The 22,631-nt window shown below is 46.4% G+C and carries 17 protein-coding genes and 1 tRNA gene; 8 read left to right on the top strand and 10 right to left on the bottom strand.

Annotation, left to right across the window (positions count from 1 at the left end):
* Window positions 1-61: 61 nt before the first annotated feature.
* Window positions 62-1,417, top strand: a complete 1,356-nt coding sequence (locus tag LW808_003825) for a sodium:alanine symporter family protein (protein UPA28398.1) — start codon at window positions 62-64, stop codon at window positions 1,415-1,417.
* 15 nt (window positions 1,418-1,432) lie between these two features.
* On the opposite strand, the gene LW808_003820 is transcribed toward LW808_003825, so the two are convergent.
* Together LW808_003820 and LW808_003815 are read right to left on the bottom strand one after the other, a co-directional pair.
* The gene (locus LW808_003820) at window positions 1,433-2,812 is read right to left on the bottom strand and encodes an MATE family efflux transporter (protein UPA28397.1); all 1,380 of its coding nucleotides are present in this window, start codon (window positions 2,810-2,812) and stop codon (window positions 1,433-1,435) included.
* Between the two features lie 158 nt (window positions 2,813-2,970).
* Window positions 2,971-3,753, bottom strand: coding sequence for a hypothetical protein (locus tag LW808_003815; GenBank protein UPA28396.1), 783 nt, complete (start codon window positions 3,751-3,753; stop codon window positions 2,971-2,973).
* 91 nt (window positions 3,754-3,844) lie between these two features.
* On the opposite strand from LW808_003815, the gene LW808_003810 reads away from it, so the two are divergent.
* A complete protein-coding gene (locus tag LW808_003810; protein ID UPA28395.1) occupies window positions 3,845-4,483 on the top strand; it encodes a 3'-5' exonuclease domain-containing protein 2 in 639 nt (212 codons plus the stop codon).
* 12 nt (window positions 4,484-4,495) lie between these two features.
* Here the strand turns inward: LW808_003810 and dapB are convergent, their stop codons facing one another.
* The 3 genes from dapB to LW808_003795 are packed head-to-tail and all read right to left on the bottom strand — an operon-like array spanning window position 4,496 to window position 8,396.
* Window positions 4,496-5,215 carry a 4-hydroxy-tetrahydrodipicolinate reductase gene (dapB, locus tag LW808_003805; protein ID UPA28394.1) on the bottom strand — a complete coding sequence of 240 codons (720 nt, stop codon included), beginning with the start codon at window positions 5,213-5,215 and terminating at the stop codon, window positions 4,496-4,498.
* A complete protein-coding gene (locus LW808_003800; protein UPA28393.1) occupies window positions 5,212-6,669 on the bottom strand; it encodes an acetyl-CoA hydrolase in 1,458 nt (485 codons plus the stop codon). Before LW808_003800 ends, dapB begins: the two co-directional genes overlap by 4 nt.
* A gap of 38 nt (window positions 6,670-6,707) precedes the next feature.
* Window positions 6,708-8,396 (bottom strand): hypothetical protein, encoded by a 1,689-nt coding sequence (locus tag LW808_003795; protein ID UPA28392.1) that lies wholly within the window; start codon window positions 8,394-8,396, stop codon window positions 6,708-6,710.
* Window positions 8,397-8,618: 222 nt separating this feature from the next.
* Here LW808_003795 and LW808_003790 point away from each other — a divergent pair, with 222 nt between their 5' ends.
* Both LW808_003790 and LW808_003785 read left to right on the top strand, forming a co-directional pair.
* Window positions 8,619-8,867: a DUF167 domain-containing protein gene (locus LW808_003790; protein ID UPA28391.1), complete on the top strand. Its 249-nt coding sequence runs from the start codon at window positions 8,619-8,621 to the stop codon at window positions 8,865-8,867.
* A gap of 4 nt (window positions 8,868-8,871) precedes the next feature.
* Window positions 8,872-9,585, top strand: a complete 714-nt coding sequence (locus tag LW808_003785; protein UPA28390.1) for an rRNA pseudouridine synthase — start codon at window positions 8,872-8,874, stop codon at window positions 9,583-9,585.
* Between the two features lie 3 nt (window positions 9,586-9,588).
* On the opposite strand, the gene LW808_003780 is transcribed toward LW808_003785, so the two are convergent.
* From LW808_003780 to dnaG, 4 genes are all read right to left on the bottom strand, one after another.
* Entirely contained in the window at window positions 9,589-10,371 is a 783-nt protein-coding gene (locus LW808_003780) for a ParA family protein (GenBank protein UPA28389.1), read from the bottom strand.
* Window positions 10,372-10,376: 5 nt separating this feature from the next.
* The gene (gene pheT, locus LW808_003775; protein ID UPA28388.1) at window positions 10,377-12,761 is read right to left on the bottom strand and encodes a phenylalanine--tRNA ligase subunit beta; all 2,385 of its coding nucleotides are present in this window, start codon (window positions 12,759-12,761) and stop codon (window positions 10,377-10,379) included.
* Window positions 12,762-12,840: 79 nt separating this feature from the next.
* Entirely contained in the window at window positions 12,841-14,532 is a 1,692-nt protein-coding gene (gene rpoD / locus LW808_003770; GenBank protein ID UPA28387.1) for an RNA polymerase sigma factor RpoD, read from the bottom strand.
* Between the two features lie 25 nt (window positions 14,533-14,557).
* Entirely contained in the window at window positions 14,558-16,372 is a 1,815-nt protein-coding gene (gene dnaG / locus LW808_003765; GenBank protein ID UPA28386.1) for a DNA primase, read from the bottom strand.
* Between the two features lie 89 nt (window positions 16,373-16,461).
* Between dnaG and LW808_003760 the strand changes: the two genes are divergently transcribed.
* Window positions 16,462-18,912: a DEAD/DEAH box helicase gene (locus tag LW808_003760; protein ID UPA28385.1), complete on the top strand. Its 2,451-nt coding sequence runs from the start codon at window positions 16,462-16,464 to the stop codon at window positions 18,910-18,912.
* Between the two features lie 132 nt (window positions 18,913-19,044).
* Here the strand turns inward: LW808_003760 and LW808_003755 are convergent, their stop codons facing one another.
* Window positions 19,045-19,791 (bottom strand): hypothetical protein, encoded by a 747-nt coding sequence (locus tag LW808_003755; GenBank protein ID UPA28384.1) that lies wholly within the window; start codon window positions 19,789-19,791, stop codon window positions 19,045-19,047.
* 152 nt (window positions 19,792-19,943) lie between these two features.
* Here LW808_003755 and LW808_003750 point away from each other — a divergent pair, with 152 nt between their 5' ends.
* From LW808_003750 to LW808_003740, 3 genes are all read left to right on the top strand, one after another.
* Entirely contained in the window at window positions 19,944-21,518 is a 1,575-nt protein-coding gene (locus LW808_003750; protein UPA28383.1) for an NTP/NDP exchange transporter, read from the top strand.
* A 211-nt stretch (window positions 21,519-21,729) separates the two neighbouring features.
* A complete protein-coding gene (gene kdsB / locus LW808_003745; GenBank protein UPA28382.1) occupies window positions 21,730-22,527 on the top strand; it encodes a 3-deoxy-manno-octulosonate cytidylyltransferase in 798 nt (265 codons plus the stop codon).
* 9 nt (window positions 22,528-22,536) lie between these two features.
* A tRNA-Ser gene (locus tag LW808_003740) sits at window positions 22,537-22,623 on the top strand.
* Window positions 22,624-22,631: the final 8 nt, after the last annotated feature.

Here is a 22,631-nt window from a genome sequence, read left to right as displayed (position 1 = left end):
CAAATCACGCACGATCCACACTGGACAAAAGCTCAAAGCGTTTTTACATCAAGATCGTATTATGGAAGACCTTGTTCAATCCATTTATCAATTCATCTGGGGTCTCCCTCTATTACTTACAATTTTCGGGATTGGTTTCTATTTTTCCATAAAACTTAACTTCATCCAACTTCGCGGCCTTGGAAAAGCATTTCGATATCTTTTGCCCTCCCGTAAAAGGAAAGATTCTAGTGTCGGCGTTCTTATTGGAGATATTTCCAGTTTTGCTTCGTTATGTACCGCATTATCTGCAACTCTTGGAACGGGAAACATTGTCGGTATCGCGGTTGCCGTCTCCGTCGGTGGCCCCGGAACACTGTTTTGGATCGTCCTTTCCTCGTTTTTTAGCCTCGCGATTAAGTACTGTGAAGGATTTTTAGCGATTAAATACCGTGAAGTCGGCAGTGATGGCAAAATCGCCGGTGGTCCTATGTACTACATTGAAAAGGGACTTCATAGTCGATTTCTGGCGAAATTTTTTGCCCTTTCTGGGATGGGCGTTGCACTTATTGGGATTGGGACATTAGCGCAAACCAACTCAATTGCGGCAGCTGCAACATCGTTTGGTGTACCCATAGGGCTTACAACGGTTCTTCTCGGAATCATCGTTGCCCTCGTTATTTTCGGCGGTATTCACCGTATTGCCGATGTCGCAGAAAAAGTGGTTCCTTTCATGACAATACTTTATCTTGGCACGGCGTTGATTGTATTGATTTTGAAAGTCGATATGATTTTCCCGGCACTTAAATTAATTATTTCGAATGCATTTTCCCCAAAATCTTTTGTTGGTGGAACATTTGGAAGCGCCCTCATAGCCTCCATTCAAACGGGCATAAGTCGCGGTATTTTTTGTCACGAAGCCGGTCTCGGTAGTGCAGCAATTGCCGCCGCGGCTGCTAAAACAAAATCGCCTTTCCAACAGGGGCTGATCTGTATGGTTGGCGCCTTTTTGTCGATCATTGTTTGTATCATTACAGGTCTGGTGCTCGTCACAGCAGATCCAACGGGAGTCATTGAGACTTCTATGACCGCGTCAGCTTTTGAACATGGGTTAGGTGTCCCACATCTTGGGAACTCTATCGTTAGTTTGAGCATTATATTTTTTGCCTTTACAACGATTATCGGCTGGAACTACTATGGCGAAAAATGCGTGCAGTATTTTTTCAGCACGCGAGCCATTTTAGCCTATCGCGCCCTGTTTCTCTTTTTCGTCATCGCCGGCCCATTTTTGCAAATTAAGACTGCTTTTGTTATTGCCGATGTCGTCATCGGTCTGATGGCCATCCCCAATATCATCAGTCTCGTCGCGTTGAGGAAGGAAATTATTACAGAAACGAAACGATTTTGGAAAAGAAATGCTAGCAAAACGAACGTTTGAGGAAACGCAAAGCCTCTAGATAATTCGATGGCGCATCCAGCGCCCACTGCGGTAACGTTTGAAAAAAAGTAGCGAGCGGACAGAACCATCGAGGAGCGTTGAATACCAAAAGAGAATCGAAGTCATGCCGAAATAAACGATACCAATATAGGTCGGGAAAACAGAAAGGCAAAAGAAGGAAGCTGTATTGACGAACATCGTAAACCGCGTATCGCCCGACGCAATCAGCATGCTCATCATGTTCATAAAGGTAAATTCCAGGGCAAACGCAATCCAAGCCCACCGCAACATGGCAGAGGTATGGGTGATTTCCAATATCGTATCATTGGGGCCTAAAAAACTTCGGATTAGCGGCTCAGGACAGAAAATCATTCCAATCGCCGTTATACTCATCACCATGAGAATCAGCGAAACCCAAGCACGGCAATTTTTCCGAACGACGTGATACTGATGCGCGCCCATTGCATTCGAGCAAATCGTTCGTGTTCCCACAGAAAACCCTTCATTGAAAAACATGAATAGTATATAAATCGAGTGCGAAATCCCATAGGCTTGGAAGTCGTCCGTTGAGACGTTGGCCGCAATTACCTGAGTTAAAATCGCCCAACCAAATGAATTGATGAAACGTGCAAATGAGGCCGGCATCCCGACTTTCAGATAATGTCCTAGCGTTTTCGGTCTGAATGCAATCTTCGTTGTTCCGTAGCGTTCACGATACGATTTTCGGAAAAATAGCCATAAAAGCAACAACGCCGAAAGTGTCTGTGTGGCAACCGTCGCGATCGCCGCACCGATGATTCCCCCTTCGGGAATGATAACCGTTTCGCCCCATTTGAGGCCAAAAATAAAGGGCATATCGAGAATAACGTTAAATAAATTAGCAACTATCGTCACCCTCGGAATGATTTTAGTTTCGCCACGACCCACAAAAAACGCACCCAGCGCACAATATCCAATACAGTCGATGGGAATAAAAAGCGTCAAAATGCGTAAATAAGGCACTCCTAGCTCGGCAACACTATCGGCCACCAGAAACGGCGCACCCCAAATCGCGATGGGGATAAAAATCACGTATAAAAGCAGACAAAACCAAATCATCTGCCAAACGGCAGGGCCAATTTCTCGAAAACGCTTGGCACCGTTAAATTGGCCGACAAAGACCTCCGCGATAAGGACCATCTCTGCCGTCGTACAGAAAAAATTCCAATACCACTGCGTCGCCGCAAAACACGCATTAAACGCCGCCTCGTTGTAATGACTCAAAAAAAGGCGATCGATGACAGCCATAAGGTACCCCGCAGCTGAAGACAGGACAATAGGCCAGGAAATGGTACATAACTCACGGATACTTCCCGCAGGATATCGCGTCAAATTGGTGGTTTGGATCGCACTCATAAAGTTCGTGTTCGGCAACTCAAAGCCACAGAACACTTTTCGCCAGTGTGACACCTGACTCTAATGAAAATCATCCAAGTGCAAACTTATTATGTTTCTGGTTTTATAAAATATTGTTTTTATTTACAATAAAATTCGGGTTAGGCTGTTAAAAACGCCTAAAGATACCACGGCATCACGCGTGTCATTCGGACCCCATTCTTGCGCAAAAAATCGCGCCGTGCATCATCATTGGAGCATTTCTTGTACTCGGCCTGCTGTGCATTGGCTAATGCGATCACCGTTACCTCACTCAAACCTAAATTCCGAGTGTTGGAAATTTCTTGTCCCTCGCTCCCAATCACCCCGCGATCAACCGTAAAACTTTTTGTTGTGAGAGGAATCCATTTCTGGTCGTCCGGATCGAATTCCATTGGAATTACCGTCAAATCTACAATATTTTCCGAAATCAAGTTAGAGAATGTAAAAATTTCATCATCCGAAAAATAGTTTTCCTCCCCTACTTCGATACGCTCCGACGTATCCCTAAAAATTACTTTCGATTCTTCTACTGATTTTGTCGCTTGCAAAAGACCCTCTCCAGATAAACCAATATTTTGATTTTTAGGCAATGTTCCTATCGCATAACATACCAATTGCGGTCCTTCGGGAGTATCCCTAAAAAACATCAATTTCGGCTTTGAACGAGTGTATATCACCGGATAAGAGGGCTCACGAAGCAAAAAATTCCCAACAGAAATCGTCTTTTGTTCCCAATCGCGCTCCAGGAGATTTAAAATTTGGTAACACTCCTCCAAAAGATCGCACTTAAAATTCTCTCGCTGTTTTTGGTCGAGGATCTTTTGCACCGCAAACATCATAAAAATGAGCAACAACGCCGACGATGCACTGGAAATAAGTAGCTCGACGATCGTAAATGCCGACTTTTGAATGCACCGCATCGAATGAAAACCCGTTGTACCGAGATCTCCTGCCAAGTCGAAAGAAAAATTATCCTTGAATTTTGAAGACTTTGATTCAGCGTGATGCCGTATGTTGCAGCGGGCATTTTCACATGTTGTTCATGTTTTGAGAGCCTTACGCGTGCTGCCGCGATTTCCTAAAAAGATTTCCAAAGAGGCGATCTCGCGACTCCCCATAAGCTCATACCAAGGTGAAATTGTTTTTGTGGACACGGTCGAGTTGGCACAACAATCGGTACGGGAAATCCAAAAAGAAACACTTGTCGGCTTCGACACCGAGAGTCGCCCCGCATTCTCTAAAGGTGAAAAATACCCACCCTCAATCGTCCAGGTCGCAACAGAAGATAAGGTGTACATTTTTCAACTCCCTAAAATCGGTCAACTGTGCCATCTCAAACCTTTTTTAGAAAACCCTAAAATCGAAAAAGTCGGTATCGCGATCCATGATGACGTTCTTAAGCTCTGCGATATAGAACCCTTTCGCCACGCAGGATTTCGAGACATTAGTGAAACTACGCGTGCGCTTGGCGTTGAACAAACCGGCCTACGAAATCTTTGTGCGATCTTTTTAGGATGCCGCATCTCGAAGTCTTCTCAAGTCACAGATTGGTCACAAGAAAAACTTTCGGCGCGACAGCTCGTCTATGCCGCAACCGACGCGTGGATCAGCCGGGAGCTTTATCTCGAAGTACAGCGACAAAACACGTAAACCCTAAACCCATTACGCAACAACATCTTGAAAGGAAAATAATCCGTGTGTAGCGGGATTAGTGACTAACCATCGAGCAGCGGCAAGGGCACCCTGGGCAAATGCGAGGCGATCGAAAGCGCGATGCTCCAAAATGAGCTCCTCGTGGTCACCCGTCAAAAATATACAATGCTCGCCGAAAACTTCCCCGCCCCGAAGCGAATGAACCCCAATTTCATTGTCGTTGCGATCTCCCGTAGCTTGGCTATGGCGACCATAAACAACGTCACTATCCGCCCTCACTGCTTGAATATCTTCCAGGCAAGCTTTCGCAGTACCGCTCGGTGCATCCGTTTTATGTTTGTGATGGCGCTCGACGACTTCAATTTGAAAGTCCAAAGGGAGATGTTGTACCGCCATCCGAATCAATTTTCGAAACACATGAATCCCCAACGAAAAATTACGTGAGTAAAGAATCTTAATTCGCTTCGCGGCTTTGTGCATCTGTGATTGTTGCTCCGCATTTAACCCTGTTGTTCCAATAACAAGAGGGAAACAATATCGCAATGCCAACTCGAGGAGTTCCATCGTTCCGTCGGGAGTGCTGAAATCGATACCAACATCGATAGCACCTTGAAAAATTGAAAACGTTGTCGGTCCATTGCGTTCGATCACGACGATATCCCCTTGCGGCAACGCCTTAAGGACTGCCTGCCCCATTTTCCCTTGAGCTCCATTTAAAAGGATTTTCATAACATTTTGCCTTGTTCCAAAAAGTTTAAATGAAAGCGATGCGCCTGAGAGAGATCGATGGGAACATGGGCACGACTGGACGTAATACATGCTTGCAATGCCTCTCGATAATTGGGATGCGCACAATTTTCAATGATACATACTGCACGTTCTCGAGGTGTTTTCCCGCGAAGATCAGCAAGGCCATACTCTGTCACCACAATATCGACATCATGATCAATATGATCGATATGGCTGCAAAGCGGAACAATCGCACCGATTGCTCCATTTTTTGCTGTAGAAGGTGTCGCAAAAATCGTCAAATATGCGTTACGCGCGAAATCACCTGAGCCGCCAATCCCATTCATCATTTGCCGTCCACAGACGTGTGTGCTATTCACATTCCCCCAGAGATCAACCTCGAGCGCTGTATTGATCGAAATGATTCCCAAACGACGGATAATTTCAGGATGATTTGTAATTTCTTGAGGACGCAGCAAAGTCTTAGCACGTAATACCTCCCAATGCGTTCGCATCGTCTGGAAACAGCTTTCAGTAACGGCGAAAGCACCGCCACTGGCCATTCGAATCCGCCCCGATAAAACTCCTTCAATAATCGCATCTTGCAATACTTCGGAATAAACCTCGTACGAAGGGCCATCAACCTCCGTTAGACGTTGCATCAATGCGTTTGCGACATTACCAACGCCCACTTGTAGGGGGAAAAGTGCCTTTGGAAGGCGCCCTAAATGGGTCTCAATTTCAAGAAATCGTAAAATGTGTTCTCCGATACGATTACTTTCTGGTGTTGGATGGTCGAGAATGGCATGCTCCCGCGGCGAATTGCTTTGAATAACACCTGCAATTTTGTGGGGATCGACTTGGACATATCCCGTCCCAATACGCTGTGTAACTTGTGTCAGCGGTATCGGTAATGTACATGGCGGTAACTCCATCTCATAAATATCATGTATTCCCTGAAACTGTATCGCCAAATCTTTACGAAGTTCGACGATAATTTTTTTCGCGAGACGGCATAACGTCGGAGCAATTCCAACAGCCGAGGTTAAAATAATGCGCCCTTGATCATCAACCGATTCGGCTTCGATTAGGGTATAATCGATAGCTCCTAAAATACCACTGCAAAGCTTTTGTGGGAAATCTGAAAGATGATAATCCCAAAAGCGCACCGATTCGTCATTAATTTTTTGGCGTAGCAATCGATCGGCTTGGTAAGGCACACGTGAACGAATACCATCGCATGCCGCAAGTCCATCGTCAATAGAACTTAAGGTCGAAGCCCCAGTTATAATGTTAAGTGCTAAGGGTGTACCGTTTTTCTGACACTGCTGCGCATACACTAAGAGTGCTGAACCCAAAGTTGATGGTGCGCCAGCACTCGTAAATCCACCAATTCCGATGGTATCCCCCGGCTGGATTAAAGCCACGGCTTCCTCCGGCGTCAATTTTTGCATACCTGGAACACCATGGCAATCCAATGTAAAACACAATGCTATTCGACCTGCGCAGTGCACACGTCCTTAATAACATTGAAAATGCCACCCGCTAGATCACATGCGCCTTGAGCAAGATCGTCACCGATAAAGAGGCCTGCTATACCCTTCAAGCTATTGCCAATGCCCGAAAGAATTTGTTGCTTCGTTTCTTTAGAGATTTTTGGTTTATGCCAAACACCACAGCAACACGAACAAACGTCGTCACTGACATCAACTGCGAGCATAAATGCCGTCCTCGTAAGCTTTTTGGTTACCGGCTGCGCAAGATAATCTACGAGTCCTCGTACCTGTGAGGCGAGCACCTCATTGTCTTTCAATTGCGGATTATTAAAATACAAACAACGTAAAACATTATCCGCTACCCTTTGATTCACACGGTCCATAATTTCATTTACCCCGCGTTTCGCGTAGTTATAAAAACCAAGGGACTCCCGTGTCTTATGGCTACGGCAAACACTTCTGAAGTCATCAAAATCTTCATCGGTACAATCAAATGTCTCCGAAATTGTTGCCTCCTCTGCCTCCGTACAGCAATGGATAACGAGTTTACGCAGTGCTCCGGCCATATGATCGAGCTCACTCTCAATCCAATCTTCGATATTCTTTAGCAACTGTGCCGTTTGTTCCTGGAAGTCAGGCTGTTCTTCCTGAATTGCAATTGCATGAGAATGTTCAGAAAAATGCTGCTCATTATTAAAGGAATCATCCGTACGGAAACTCCTGGCAGAAAGCACCATATGAAATGCACCGCTATTGCGATTTAACTGTGCCACTTGATTTCCTGTGCCAACGTTATTATTTGTTATCCCAGCAATCGGGCTTCGAGCGTGATAACGTACCGGCTTCCCTGCAACACGACTTGGACGACGATCTCTCGGTAGAACAGGAATATTCTTCCGACCTTTCGCATTTGCTAATGCAGGTATTGGCTTAAATGTCGGGAAAGGTTCTTTAGGCCCTTGAGATGACATAAAATGCGGCTGCATTGATGAGGAACTCTGTTGATATCCCCCAAAGAAATTCGAGGTTGACCCCGCAATTCCGCGCTGTTGCCGTTGCTGCCCTAAAGAATAGGGTTCCTTTTTCGGAATCGCATCCCAGTGTCCATGTGGCCCTCTTGCCGCAGGACGATGGAGCATATCTTCAGCGATATCAAACGAATTGGTATCTCGAGGAGAACTCTCAGAGGACCGTCGATGTGCCGCATCAGGATCAGGAATGCCTCCCGCTAATGCCAGTAGATCGTCACACGAAAATGAGGGAATTGCCCCCAATTGCGATCGCGATACCGGGACCGATAGATGATCAGAATCCCTATCTTCTGCTGCTGATTTATTGACTCTCGCAAGAATGATGGGTGGACGTTTCAAAGATGACTGCCCTATTCCCGCACTTGATAAATCGCGAGGTTGTTGTGTAAATCTGACGCGTTGCCTCGCTTCTCCTGTGTCCGAACCGCCATTTGACGATACCTGTGTTGAATCCCAATAATTCGAATCAACCGCACCAACACTATCTAAACTCTCTGCTGAGATGCTTTTGGGGATCTTCAAACTCGGAATATTCTTATTCTTCTTTTGCCCCTTTTTTGTCTTTGGAGCCTTAGAAAACTCCGGCTGATCTACTTTTTTTCCCGCTCTCGTATATTTAGAAGTATGTTTTGCACTTCCATCCACCAAACCCATACTGCTAAAACACAATAAACTATAGAGCGCAGACGTTTTTAAGAACCGACTCATGGTTCAATTGTAAAAAATATAAGTAAAATTTACATATATTATTTACAATATTATTACTTATAAGTAACACTTATAAAAATTCCCTTATACTACAGTTCAAAACGTTCCTTTGATTTACGGATCTCAAAATAACATCGTCATGGGACAAATTTTGGCAATAATTGCCGTGTGCGAATTCAGGTTAAAGCAATTCCTAATGCGGCTCGATCGGAAGTTATAGTTCAAGAAGATGGGTCTCTCAAAATAAAGGTACAAAACCCACCTGAGGATGGGAAAGCGAATAAGGCCATTCTTCGGCTCATCGCAAAGCACTATCAGGTGCCGCCCAGAAATGTAAAAATCGTCAGCGGTGAAAAATCACACCAGAAAATCATCGAGGTATTTGGTTTGCAAAATTTAAGCCCTTCATCCCAATGAATGTATGCAGCTTCGGATTCAAAAATTTTTATCACAATGCGGCTACTGCTCCCGTCGGCACGCGGAAGCACTCATTCAAGAAGGACGAATTTCGGTCAACGGCCTAACAGCTACACTCGGCCAATGCGTTGACGAGGACAAAGATATTATAAAAGTCGACCAAGTACGGGTGCAAAAACGCCCTCAAACACGTACGGTACTCTTGCTCAACAAACCTAGGGGTGTTGAGTGTACACAGCCATGGGGCAATAAGAAGACGGTCTACGATTTCATTCCCAAGCCTTTTCAAAATGAGCGCTTTTTTTACTGTGGCCGCCTCGATAAAGATAGCCAAGGGATGTTGCTGCTGACCAATGATGGCGATTTCGCAAATCAGGTCACACACCCACGATCCAATATCGTAAAAATATATTACGTCACTCTGGAACATCCCCTGGCACCCGAATTTTTAGGGAAAATGCTCACCGGCATCTACGACGAAGGCGAATGCTTGAAAGCCGAAAAAGTTTTCGTGTTACCCAATCAAGGGAGATATCCAGCACTTGAAATTCACCTCAAGCAAGGGCGAAAACGCGAAATTCGCCGCATGATCCAATACGGGGAGAGTTTTGTCCATCGGCTCAAACGTACCCAAATTGGTCAGCTGAAGCTTAAAAATCTCGCCGTTGGTGCTACAAAAGTGCTTTCACCAGAGGAAATAGCGCTACTGTTTCAATAAAAATCAAATATGTAGGTTGAAGCGCTCAATCACCTCATCGCCGAGACGGTCATAGGCCTTCGCCCCACTACTCATCCGGTCATAGTCGAAAATCGACTGCCCGAAGCTGGGTGCCTCACTCAAACGGACCGAGCGAGGAATAACCGTCTTAAATGCAAGTTCTGGAAAATGCTTTTGGAGATCCGCACAGACTTGACGCGACAGATTCGTCCGGATATCGAACATCGTCATCAAAATCCCGCCAATCTCAAGCGATGGATTTAGGCCATGCGACCGGAGGTCGTCAACTACACTCATAATCTGACTCAACCCCTCGAGCGCGAGATACTCACACTGGAGCGTGATGATCAATTTATCCGCACAAACGAGGCTGTTCATCGAAATCAGGCCCAACGCCGGCGGACAATCCAAAATAATCGCCCTGAACTTATCCGACTTTTTGATCGGCGCCAAACACTGCCGCAACCGCATGAGATAGTCTCCTTTTTGGCTAAGTTCGACTTCGATCGCCGCCAAATCGACCTCCGCGGGAATAATCGAAAGGTTCTCCTGCCCCGTCGCCTTAATCCGATCGACCGCGTCAGCCTCGCCATGTAGGACATCGCATAGGCTCCCCCCTTTCTCCTTTTGTAAGCCAAGCCCGCTCGTCGTATTTCCCTGCGGATCGAGGTCAATTAACAGGGTCGAGATCCCTTTACGCGCCAATGATGCGGATAGGTTGATTGCCGTTGTCGTCTTCCCGACGCCGCCCTTTTGGTTCGCTATTGAGAAAATTGTCGCTGCCATTTTTGTTACACTCCCCGCAACGATAACACCGGATGCTGTTTGATGGAACGCACCAGTTGTTCAAATACTTCGTCAATTTCCTGTTCCGAGGGCGTTCGATCGTCGCAGCCAAAAACAAGATTTAGCCCGATACTCTTTTGCGTCTCTGAGAGATTATTCCCCATATAAATATCAAATACAGAAACATCGATTCGCGAAAAGATATTCTTGGCGGCCTCGGTAACAATTTGTTGAACATCATCGATAACTGCTTGTGCGGGATGGTCGCGGTCGACAATAATTGAAATATCGCGTTTCGCCGATGGGAAATAACTAAAGGGCGTGTAGCGATGATTTTTCAAAGAACGCTCAAACTGATCGAGAGTTATGAAAAGCTCACCACCTAAAATCGGCATTTGAAAGTCTCGCATCATGTCCGCGTTCAAATACCCGACATGGCCCTCGATTCCCTTACGAATTTCGCCAATTTGAGCGGCAAAATGCTCTTGGTAGAAATCGTCTTTTAAACCCCTCACCGGAGCTAGCGTCGCGTCCGTAACCATCCGCCAAAGGTGGCATAACAAATTCTTGGCTTCAAAAAAACTCGGCTTAATCCAATCATCCCAATGCTCTTCGTGCCCCGCTACCGGGATTAAAAACGCAACAGACAGTAATTCTTCGAGGGTATCATTAACTGTTTGAACGACGTGCCCGATTTCAAAAAACTTTCCATCCCGGTTATCGTTTTGGACATTATAGCGCAAGCTTTCGACGAGCCCTAGAATTAGCGATGTACGGAAATGTGTTTGTTCATCGAGCAACGGATTCGCCAACGGTAATGCTCCTACCGAAGGCGCGACGATGGAATAATTATAGCATTCCGAAAATCCATTATCGGCTAAGAAATGAACAATATGTCGACGTTTTGCCGTGCTTTCAACCGAAGATTGCGATACGCTATGGGCGCTAACATGCGTGACTGGCAGTTTATCGACGCTGTACACCCGGAGACATTCTTCAACGAGGTCAATTGGACGCGTGACATCCCAACGGTAAGACGGCACCGTAATAATCCATTCGTCATTTTTCCGATCGACGCGGTATTGCAGGCGCTCCAGAAGAGAGACAATCTCATCATCCGACAGCGCTAAACCTAACGAAAAACGGACGAAATCAGGGCGCAATGCAATTTTCCAGGAACGCGGCAATGAAACTGTTTCCCGATGAAGTGTTGGTAAAACCACCCTGGCACCGTAAAGTTCGCATAACATTCCCGCTGCAATCTTGAGGCAATCCTCGCTCATTGCACCATCAACATGCCGAATTGCCCGATACGCACTATCCGTCATAATCCCCAATTGACGGCTTGTTTTACGAATATTATCGGCCGAAAAACATGCGGATTCCAAAACGATTTCTTTGGTCTGCGGACCAATTTTGCTCTTTTCACCTCCAATAATACCGGCAATCGCCTGAGCTTCATGTTCATCGCTGATGACGAGTACCTCGCTGTTGAGCGTATAACGCTTTTGATCCAAGGCGTCGATCGTCTCACTCTCACGGGCCTGGCGCACGGTGATCTTTCCTAAAAATTTTTCGCGGTCAAAGGCATGTAGCGGCTGCCCGTAAGCATATAGTACCCAATTCGTGATATCGACTACGTTATTGATCGTCGCACACCCAACAGCTTCGAGGTCACGACGGACCCAACCAGCGCTTTCGGTAATCGTAATGTTCTTGAGGCTTCGTGCGTTATAGCATGTACAATGTGGTGACTGGATGTCTACTTCCAGCGAAGACACTTCTGGTGTTGCAGATTGCGATAACTCCGGTACCGGGATGGGTTGAAGTTGGCGATCATACCAAGCTGCAAGCTCGCGCGCGATCCCGTAATGGCACAACACGTCACCCCGATTTGCCGTGAGTTCGACAGTAAAAACAACATCGTTGTCATTTAAAACCTCATGGATTTTTCGCCCCAAAACACAGGTCTTATCAAGGATCATGAGGCCCTCATGGTCATTACCCAACCCGAGTTCGCGACGGCTACACATCATTCCCTCAGACGTGACCCCTCGCAATTTGGATTGTTTAATTTTTACGTTTTCCGGTAACACCGCTCCGGGAAGCGCGACGAAAACATAATCTTCTTTTTTGAAATTTTTAGCACCACAAACAATCTGGCGGATATTGCCATCACCGACATCGAGACGACATACGTTGAGGCGATCAGCATTCGGATGCGGCTCAAAATCTAAAATTTGACCAACAACAACAAAGTTACTCGGCGCACACCCTTTTCGCTCAATCGACTCGACCTCAAGCCCGATTTTCGCCAATACCTCAGCGATTTCTTCAGGGGATTCGCGTAAATCGACAAACCGCTGCAACCACTTCAAACTAACCTTCATCGCTCCGTCCGTAATCTCGTCGATACGACTCCAAACGCAAGCTTATTCGCAAAGGTGTGGCGGCTCTACCGTAGCGATTTTACGCCTGAATAAAGTCTTCAAATCCGGGACCATCGGTCGCAAACTCACCCTCGAAAAATCCGTGAAGCTGGCGGATCCGCGTCGGGTGGCGCATTTTCCGAAGGGCCTTTGCCTCAATCTGACGAATCCTTTCCCGCGTCACGTTAAACATCTGTCCGACCTCCTCAAGCGTCCGGCTGTAGCCATCCTTCAGCCCAAAACGTAACGTTAGGACCTCCTTTTCGCGTTCGCTTAAACTGACTAAAACATCATTAATTTTTTCACGAAGGAGGCTGTAGGCCGTCATATCGTAGGGGTTTTCGGCAGATTTATCCTCGATAAAGTCTCCGAAGCTTGAATCCTCATTATCGCCCACCGGGCTTTGAAGCGAAATCGGCTGCTGCGCCATCTTCATAATCGCTTTTACCCGCTCAAGCGGAAGATCCATCTCGCGCGCCACTTCCTCGGCAGTCGCTTCATGTCCGAGCTCTTGCTGTAACTGCCGCTGGACCTGCATTACCCGATTTAAAACCTCAATCATGTGAACCGGAATACGAATCGTCCGGGCCTGGTCTGCAATCGAACGCGTGATCGCCTGACGGATCCACCAGGTTGCATAGGTTGAAAACTTATATCCCCGACGGTGCTCAAATTTCTCGACCGCCTTCATAAGTCCCATATTCCCCTCTTGAATGAGATCTAAGAACGTCAATCCGCGGTTCGTATACTTTTTGGCAATACTGATGACTAGGCGAAGATTGGCTTCAACCATTTCCTGTTTAGCCTTATGCGCCTCCTTCATGTATTCACGGAAGCGTTGGACAATCTCCAACAACCGCTCAGGATCGACACCGTACTTTTCCTCAAGTTTCATCAACGCACGCCGGACGCGAGTTAATTGGTCGGTGACGTTAACGCCCCGGCGCTCAGCAGCCGATTTTGCTCGCTTGATCTCATGTAGTAACTGTTCGATCTGTTTTAAATCCGGACGCAGTCGCTGGAGGTAATCTTCAAAAATTTTCATCTTGAAGCAAAAGCGCTTCATGACGGTTTTCAATTGAGATTGAAACTGCTTTAGGCGAATCGCCATCCGCTTGTGATCCTTTTCATCGGTCGTTTTTTGGAGACAATCCCAAACTTCCTGGATTTTTTCTAATAGCAGCTTACTTTCCTGAATCGAACGCTCCAAAATACGGTAATAGACCTCTCGGCTTTCGATTTTTTTATCTAAAACAATCCGATCAAAGCGCTCCTCTCGATTTAAAAGGCTTTCCGCCAGCTCAATCTGAAATGGCGCCGTCAAATGAATTGAGAAGAGCTCGTCCTGGGCTTGTAGTTCGGCTTTCTCGATGCGCTTGGAAATCGAAATCTCTTGCTCCCGTGTCAATAACGGCACTTGCCCCATCTGCCGAAGGTACATCCGAACCGGATCTTCGCCGAGATTTTCCGAGGGATTACGTGCAGCGGCTTCCGCCACAGAACGCTTCTTTTCGGCCTCCATCTCCTCGTTATCGACAACCTCGATTTCGAGATTATCGAGGATGTTCATCACATTTTCAATATCCTCGGGATTTTCAATACTATCCGGGAGATGATCACTGATGTCGTGCAGCGTCAGATAACCCTTGTTACGGGCAAAACGGATGAGCTCCTGCATCCGTGCATTAACCTCGTTATCGCCGGCTTTTTTCGGCTTTTTAATGGTATTCATAGAGCGATTTCGCCGCTTCCGTCGTCTATGAAATCTTCGGACATGAAGACCGCATGCGACGTAGACGCAACTTCTCACTTTGAAGGGTTTTGAAAAAATCCGGATCGTCAAGCGAATTCTTTGTAAATCGCCGTCGCTGAGTCTCTTTTTGGTTGATTTCGTTCAGCTTATTCTTCACAAAGGCCTCACACAACGCCTGTAGGCAGGTATTCGCCGCACTTGTCACATCATCGACCGTATCTTCCGTCGCCAAAATTGAAAAAAGCTCATTGAGCTCCTTTTCATCAAAAACAGCGTTATCGCATGGCGGTCCTTCCCAACACCCTTTCCGGACTTCCGCTAAAACCTTTAGAAGTAAATGCCCGTAAAATGATTCCGAAATCCACGCGTCATCTAAAACGGCGCCGACTTTTTGTCTCATTACCGGATCATGAAGTATTAAAGTCAACAGGTCGTATTCTACACTTCGTAGCTTCGAGGGTATCGGGTTTGAGGTGACTACGCAACACACCTTTGTTTCTTCTGGAATAGAGCCTGTATTGAACATCCGATCGCCACAAAAATTACGAAAATCGCTGCGTACGGCATTCAAATCCAGCATCAACTGCGTTGCAAGCTCTTGTAGATAAGCATTTTTGGCCACTTCTGAAGGACAATATGCAATCATCTCGTAGGCTTTTTTTAAAAAAACCGACTTTTCAACGGCCGTCGCCTCGACATTTTGCGGTAAAAGTGTTTTAACGAGATACGGAATCATTGCCTCCCGAAGAAGCGCATCAAAACCATCCTTACCTTCGCGGAGCAAAAAGGAATCAGGATCGTCGCCCGACGCTAGGGTTACGATTTGCGCCTCTATATCCGTTTTAAAGGCAAGTTCGATCACCCGAAGCGCGCATTTTTGCCCTGCCACATCGCCATCGGTTAAACAAAGCAACTTTTCTGCATAACGCCGCAAGAGATTCATCTGTGTTTCGGTAATACCCGTCCCTTGGGGCGCTACCGCGGTGTCTAGGCCGCACTCCCAACAACGGAGCGTATCCAACTGACCTTCAACAAGAACGAAACATTCCTTAACAAACCGGCGCGCATGATGAAGCCCATATAAAATACTTCCTTTATGGAAAATCGGCGTTTCGGGAGAATTAACGTACTTTGACACCTCTTTCCCTGCACTTACCGATGGTAGAATTCGCCCAGAAAATCCAATAACGCGCCCCTGAACATCGTAGATCGGGATCATAAGACGCCCCGAAAATCGCGGTTTTAAATCGTATTGATTGCGCTCATTAACATAAAACAATCCACACTGCTGCAGCGCTTCCAAAGAATATTTTTTCTGCTTCAAAAGCGGCAATAACGAATGATCGCGCTCTGGAGCCCAGCCAATACCATATCGCGCGGCTGCCTCAAGGGTAAAATGCCGTGTCTCCGTCCAATAACGCTGTACTGCTTTTGCGGTTGCGAAGTTTTTTTGATAGTACGCCAACGCATCTTCGTGAATCGCCAAAAGCGTATTTTTCGATAAAGTAGTCTCCTTCGATCCCTCTTCATATTCTAGTGCAATCCCATAGCGCTGCGCAAGCCACTCAACGGCCTCAATAAACGAGAAATTTTCCTTTAATTCCAAAAAACGAAAAACATCGCCCGCGTAACCCGTACTGAAACACTTAAAAAACTTTTTCTCGGGAAGCACATAGAACGAAGGCGTCTTTTCGACCGTGAATGGACTCAACCCCCGCCAATGCCCCCCGGAACGCTTTAACTGTACATATCCCGAAACAACATCATACAAATCCGCCGCCTCTCGAACGCGCTCAATACACTCCCGCTTAACCTTCAATGCCCCCGACTACCAATTTTTTTGAAAAATGTACAGCTTAAAAAAACAACTTGACACATTTGACATTTTTTTGTAACCTGTCCGTTTGTATGCTTAATCGGGCTCCTGCAGTCATTTTTAAGCGCGAATCGTTCGAGAAATGGATGGAGATTTTCGCGACGCACGACTGGCCATCGGCGTTTACACGCGATGAGCTTCGTAATGGCCTCAATTTCTATGAGCGCTGCAACATCAAAGAGATCGAAATCCGTCCTGACGATATCGTTGTTCGCTATCAGAACGACAATCGTTCGCAGTTTTTTGCGCTCATTGACGTCGACGGTGAGGTACTATCGGCGCGTTCTTCGCTCCACGAAGATCCACGCCCCGCCGTTGGTGCTCTGCTGGCAATGGACGAGCTCATTTTAGATAAACAGGACTCGCTCTTTACTTCAGAAACCAACGAGAACGAAAAGACCCAAACACTCAAATCTGCTGAGGTTTTAGAGGAATCTGCTGCTAAATTGCTGCATCTTTCGTTTTTTATTTCTGGACAAAACTTGTGCTTCAAGGCCTACTGGACCTCCAACAATAAACTCGTTTTTCCCGATCACCTTTCGACAAAACATACGGTCTCCAGTAAAGCGGAACGCGACGAGGTTGTAAAACTCATTCACCTTGCCCGTAAAGCGAATTTCGTACTTTTCCAGCAGAGTAAGGAATACCGCATGACAAACGTGCCTGCTGCGGTCGATTTTTGCCGTCATACACTTCCGAAATGGAGCAGTTATTTTGAGCTTCAGATCGATCCAACCGTTCAAAAACTTCTCATGGGCGTTCAAAATGTCCATGCGCAGTTTTTAACCCAAGTACAGGGCGAAGATGCCGTTGATTTGACGTTACAACTTTCAAACGACACGCTTACAATCGCCCCTGGAGTTACGAAAAAGCTCATTAAAGGCGACGGGCAGCCAATGTTCGTTGAGGGAGTTGGCGCTGTACGGTTACCGCAACAAGAAGTCGCTGCTGTTCGCGCTCAGCAATCGGTCCTAGGGAAATTCCACGAAATCCCGCGCTACATGATTTATTCAATTTTTTCGCAAATCGGAACCGTGTACAAAGATAGCGAAGCGATTCGCGCATGGAAGGATTCTTTTGCTTCAGCCCCGACAAAGCCCTTCATTCTCCCCAAAGTTTTACGCTCATACCAACGCGAAGGTGTATTGTGGATTAACCATATTCTTTCCCATGGCTTTCACGGACTCGTTGCCGATGATATGGGCCTCGGGAAAACTCTCCAAGTGCTGACGTTTATCTCTAAAATGAACCCGGGTTCACAGGCGATCGTCGTCTGCCCCGCAAGCGTGCTCCACGTTTGGCAAAATGAAGCCGCAAAGTTTTTTCCGCGCCTCACGGTCCGCATATTTTCTGCCGATACTGATTTTGAAGAACCCAGCGTTAACTTGTGGATTGTGAGCTACACGCAACTCCGACGGCATAAAACTGCTATCACGAAAAAAGCGTTCCAACTAGCGGTACTCGACGAGGCACAGTTTATCAAAAACTCGACGACTAAAGTCTTTCACGCATGCAATGCCCTTAAAGCACAGTGGCGCCTCGCATTGAGTGGAACTCCTATCGAAAATAACCTCCTTGATCTTTGGAGTATTTTCCGCTTCCTCATGCCCGGACTTTTAGGCGAAAAAGCACAGTTTCTTGAGCTATGTAAATCCGAAGATATTGCTGACAAAATTAAAGCGCAGATCGCTCCCTTCATGTTGCGGCGCACCAAGGAAACCGTTGCGAAGGAACTTCCTCAAAAGCTCGAAGTCAATGTCCTCTGCGAAATGACGCCGGAGCAGCTAACGCTCTACAAGGACGTTGTTAACCACACGATTCAGCGCTACCGAAACAATAAAAATCAATTTGATCTCAAAAATCACCGATTTGGAATTCTTTCTGCCTTAACCCGTCTTCGTCAAATTGCTTGTGATCCGGGCATTATCCCCGGTATTGCTCACTCTTTAAAAGCAAGCGGCAAACTAACCCTTTTGAGGGAAATGCTCAGACGCGAGTTCGACATTCCCGGACGAAAAGTCGTTATTTTCAGCCAATTTGTCACGTTCTTACAGCGCATCCGACAGCTTCTGAAGGAAGAATTCCCAACCCTCGATGTTTTTGAAATTATTGGCTCTACGAAACAGCGTAACATCGTCGTCGATCGCTTCCAAAACACGCATCAAAACGCCGCTATGCTCGTTTCACTCAAAGCCGGAGGTGTTGGAATTACACTAACCGCCGCAGAGACGGTCTTCCTTATGGATCCTTGGTGGAATCCTGCTGCGGAACGCCAAGCGATGGATCGCGTGCACCGTATCGGCCAAGAAAAGAACGTAACGGTTTATCGACTCATTACACAAAATTCAATCGAATCGAGCATTCAACGGCTACAGGAGCGCAAAAGCACGCTCTTTAATGAAATCATTGACTCTCTAAAGGTAAAGCAACACGACACCGCGTACTTCTTAGAGCACGTCTCTGAACTCCTCAAATTTGAGTAATAGAAGTAAAACTTGGAATTCTGCGTTTCAAGTAGCCTGATTGAAGCTCGCCAAAATAAAGCTGCGTTTCGCCTACCTTTCGTACGCTACTGTTGCATGACGATTAACGCAACACCTCACCAGTAGGCAGCACTATTGAGTGCTCACAGATTTCGCAGCTGTCTCATTCCCGCGTTGAAACTTGTTCATATATGGGGCATCGATGTACGATTTTGTTTTGCCCCAGACTTTGGAGCCAATGTTATTCAGGTGTGACTTTGTACTCGACCAGAGACGGCTCACACGCGGTTTTGCCCACACCCAAATATCGTTGATTCCGCGTGTTATCCATTGCCGACATAAGGTTCCGACATGAGTCGAAGCATTACCATTTGCCGAACCGACCTCAATTTTTTTCGTACTCGGCACATTATCTACGCTTTCTGCCGAAGGAGCAAAAACCACAGACTCTTCAGCACTTTTTTCAAACAACGTGCTTTTGTAGATTAACATCCAAACATCCTGATCTCTACCCTCGCGCAAACGGCTTTTTAATTCCAAAATCGACGGCAATAAATCGCTCTCAAGCGCCACATCCTTAGCTTCAAGTGAAGCTTTTTTGGAAAACATTTTCTTTATACGTGTAAACTGATCTCCTGGAAGTTCGTAGTACGGTACTTCTGTATCAGGCTCAAATAGGTTTTTACCAATTAAAGCAAACGCACGTTGATGAACTTGTTCATCAATAAAAGCCGCACAGGGAATCTTCTTATTAATCACCTCAAGGAGCATCTGAAAACGTACCCAATCTGCTGTATTAAGGTTTGTTGCCTGAGCATTCAACAAACTTACCAGCAATTGAAACCCCATTACCAACGATGTAATCTTGCGCGCTCTCATCATATTCCCTTTGGAGATTAATTGTAAAAAATAAATTTAAACGTCAAATAAGCTTTACAAATCAACTCACCAGAAATGACAAAAGTATGTGATGTTTATTGATAAAATATCTTGCACCCAAGTGCGAATGGGTATAATCGGAAGCACTATTTATGTCGGACAACGTTCAAGGTAATGGCCAGGAGTTCGGGAAATTACGCAAAATTTTCTTTCCACTCTACATGTACGAGCTGAAGAAAGCGATCCCGATGGGGTTGATTTTTTTCTGCATCCTTTTCAACTATACTTGCTTGCGGAATGTAAAAGATTCGCTTGTCGTCACCGGTTCCGCGGCAGAAGTAATTCCGTTCTTAAAGAGCTTCTGTGTCGCACCCTCGGCAATCGTCTTTATGATCCTTTACGCGAAAGCGAGTAACATTTTTACGAATGAGCAGTTATTCTATGCAACACTGACGCCATTTTTGCTCTTTTTTGGATGTTTTGCGTTTCTCATTTATCCGCACATTGACATCCTTCATCCTTCAGAAGAAACGATTGCGTCTTGGCTGGCGGCCTGCCCGGAATCCATTCAGGAATCACTTAAGTTCCCGATCATGATCATCGGCAACTGGTCATACTCACTCTTCTACATTTTAGCGGAAATCTGGGGGGCGGCGTTGCTCTCGCTTTCCTTCTGGCAGTTTGCTAACCAAATCACCAAGACTTCTGAAGCCAAACGGATGTACGCGTTCTTTGCGATGATGGCGCAGTTTTCCGTTCTGTTAGAGGGCAAAGTTGGTGAATGGTGTTCCGACATTCGTCAAAACTTCCCGGCCGGGCATGAGGCCGAGGCATGGGGGCTTTCTCTTAAGTACATGATGGGAACCGTTGTTGTTTTGGGGATCTTGACAATGCTCGTCTATCACTGGATTTACCGCTACGTTTTGACCGACAAACGCTTTTACGACAAACCTGAGCTTCCGGGTAATAACAAAAAGAAGAAAAAAATGCCACTCATCCAGAGCTTCAAAATCATCTTTACTTCGCCGTACTTGGGTCTTATTGCCGCACTTGTCATCTGCTACGGAATCAGTGTCAATCTGGTTGAAGGACTTTGGAAGAAGCAAATTGGCATGCAGTATCCGAATCCAAACGATTACAATACCTTCATGAATCAGTTCACGTTCTACGGCGGTATCGTTTCGCTCGTTATGCTCATCATCGGTGGTAACATTTTGCGCCTTTGTCGGTGGTTCACCGCTGCTGTTGCGACCCCGATTGTGTTGCTGATCCTCGGCGGGCTGTTCTTTGGGTTTGTCATCTTCCGCGAGTCAATTGCCCAGATATTGCCTGATAATTTGACGCCAGTTTATTGTGCGGTCATGCTTGGCGCACTCGTCGTCATGTTCTCAAAAGCCGTCAAATACGCGTTGTTCGACCTGACAAAGGAAATGGCTTATATTCCGCTCGACGAGGAGATGAAAGTTAAAGGGAAGGCCGTTGTGGATGTCGTCGGTGGACGTCTCGGCAAGGGTGGCGGTGCCATTATTCAGTCGGGGCTATTGATGCTTCTTCCGACGATTTCCGGATGGTTCCCAGCGCTTTCATTACCGAAAAAGGGTGATCTCTTAACACTCGCGCCCTACACTTTTGCGATTTTCTTGTTTATCTGCTTGTTGTGGATTCTTTCTGTCAAGGCACTCAGCCCTCGTGTTGAAGCCGCGACTGCCGCACAAGCACAAAAATAAATTTGTTATTTTAGAATACACATTTCGAGGCCCTCTAATGGAGGGTCTTTTTATACGATTTAGCTTTACTTGACGGCGAATTCCCCTACCCCTTGAAGCGTTTTCGCTATGGGAAACCTCAAGAAAAAACGTCGACTCAAAATGAATAAACACAAACGCAGCAAGCGCTCGAAAGCCAATCGGCATAAAAAACGCGTTTGGGGAGTTTAAGATGCAGTTAACCGCGGTGATTCCGGCGCGCTTAGCGTCGTCTCGATTCCCTCAAAAAATCCTAAAAGAACTCGGCGGTATTCCGGTTTTGCAGTGGATATTGCAGCGTGTTACGCGTTCAGAAGCGTTCGATGAGGTGTTTGCGCTTGTTGATGACTCGTCTGTCTTGGAACTTGTTCATCAATGGGGATTTGAAGCAAAGTTGACGTCGCCAAATTGCAACTCGGGAACCGATCGCGCTGTTGCGGCAATTAAGGAACTTTCCGGAGATTTTGTTGTTAATGTCCAGGGAGACGAACCTTTTGTCGAAATCCAACTTCTGAAAGACCTCACAAAGCGTTTGCGTTCCAATGCTGACGATATCGAATTACTCACAGCTGTGTACTCTATCAAAAACTCGGAATTGCTGCACAACCCGAATCGCGTCAAAGTGGTCCGTGATTGTCAGGGCCGGGCGCTTTACTTTTCCCGGAGCTGCATTCCTTACGTTCGCGAAAATCCATCGAAGGGATGGACTAAAGACACGGACTGGACACAGTGCTGTGGTTTTTGGGGACACATCGGGATTTATGCCTATCGCCGTTCGCTCCTGGAACGTTACCATTCATTAAAAACCGGATTTTTGGATCAGGTCGAACAGCTCGAACAGTTGCGTTTTTTGGAAAATGGCGTTTCGATTCACTGTATCGAGGTTCATGGTCCAACGTTGAGCATCGATGTTCCAAATGACCTCGTTGAAGCCGAACGATTTTTACAGCAACATCCCGAGCTTAGGACGGAAAGCGCATTTGCGGGATAACGCAATTTGGGAGAGATGGCAGAGTGGTTGATTGCACCGGTCTTGAAAACCGGCATACCAGCGATGGTATCGAGGGTTCGAACCCCTCTCTCTCCGCCGCGTTT

The sequence above is a fragment of the Verrucomicrobiota bacterium genome (genome assembly GCA_021294815.2).
Classification (GTDB): Bacteria; Verrucomicrobiota; Verrucomicrobiia; order Opitutales; family LL51; genus LL51.
The sequence above is the reverse complement of the archived record's forward strand: the minus strand, read 5'-3'. Positions and strand labels throughout refer to the sequence as shown.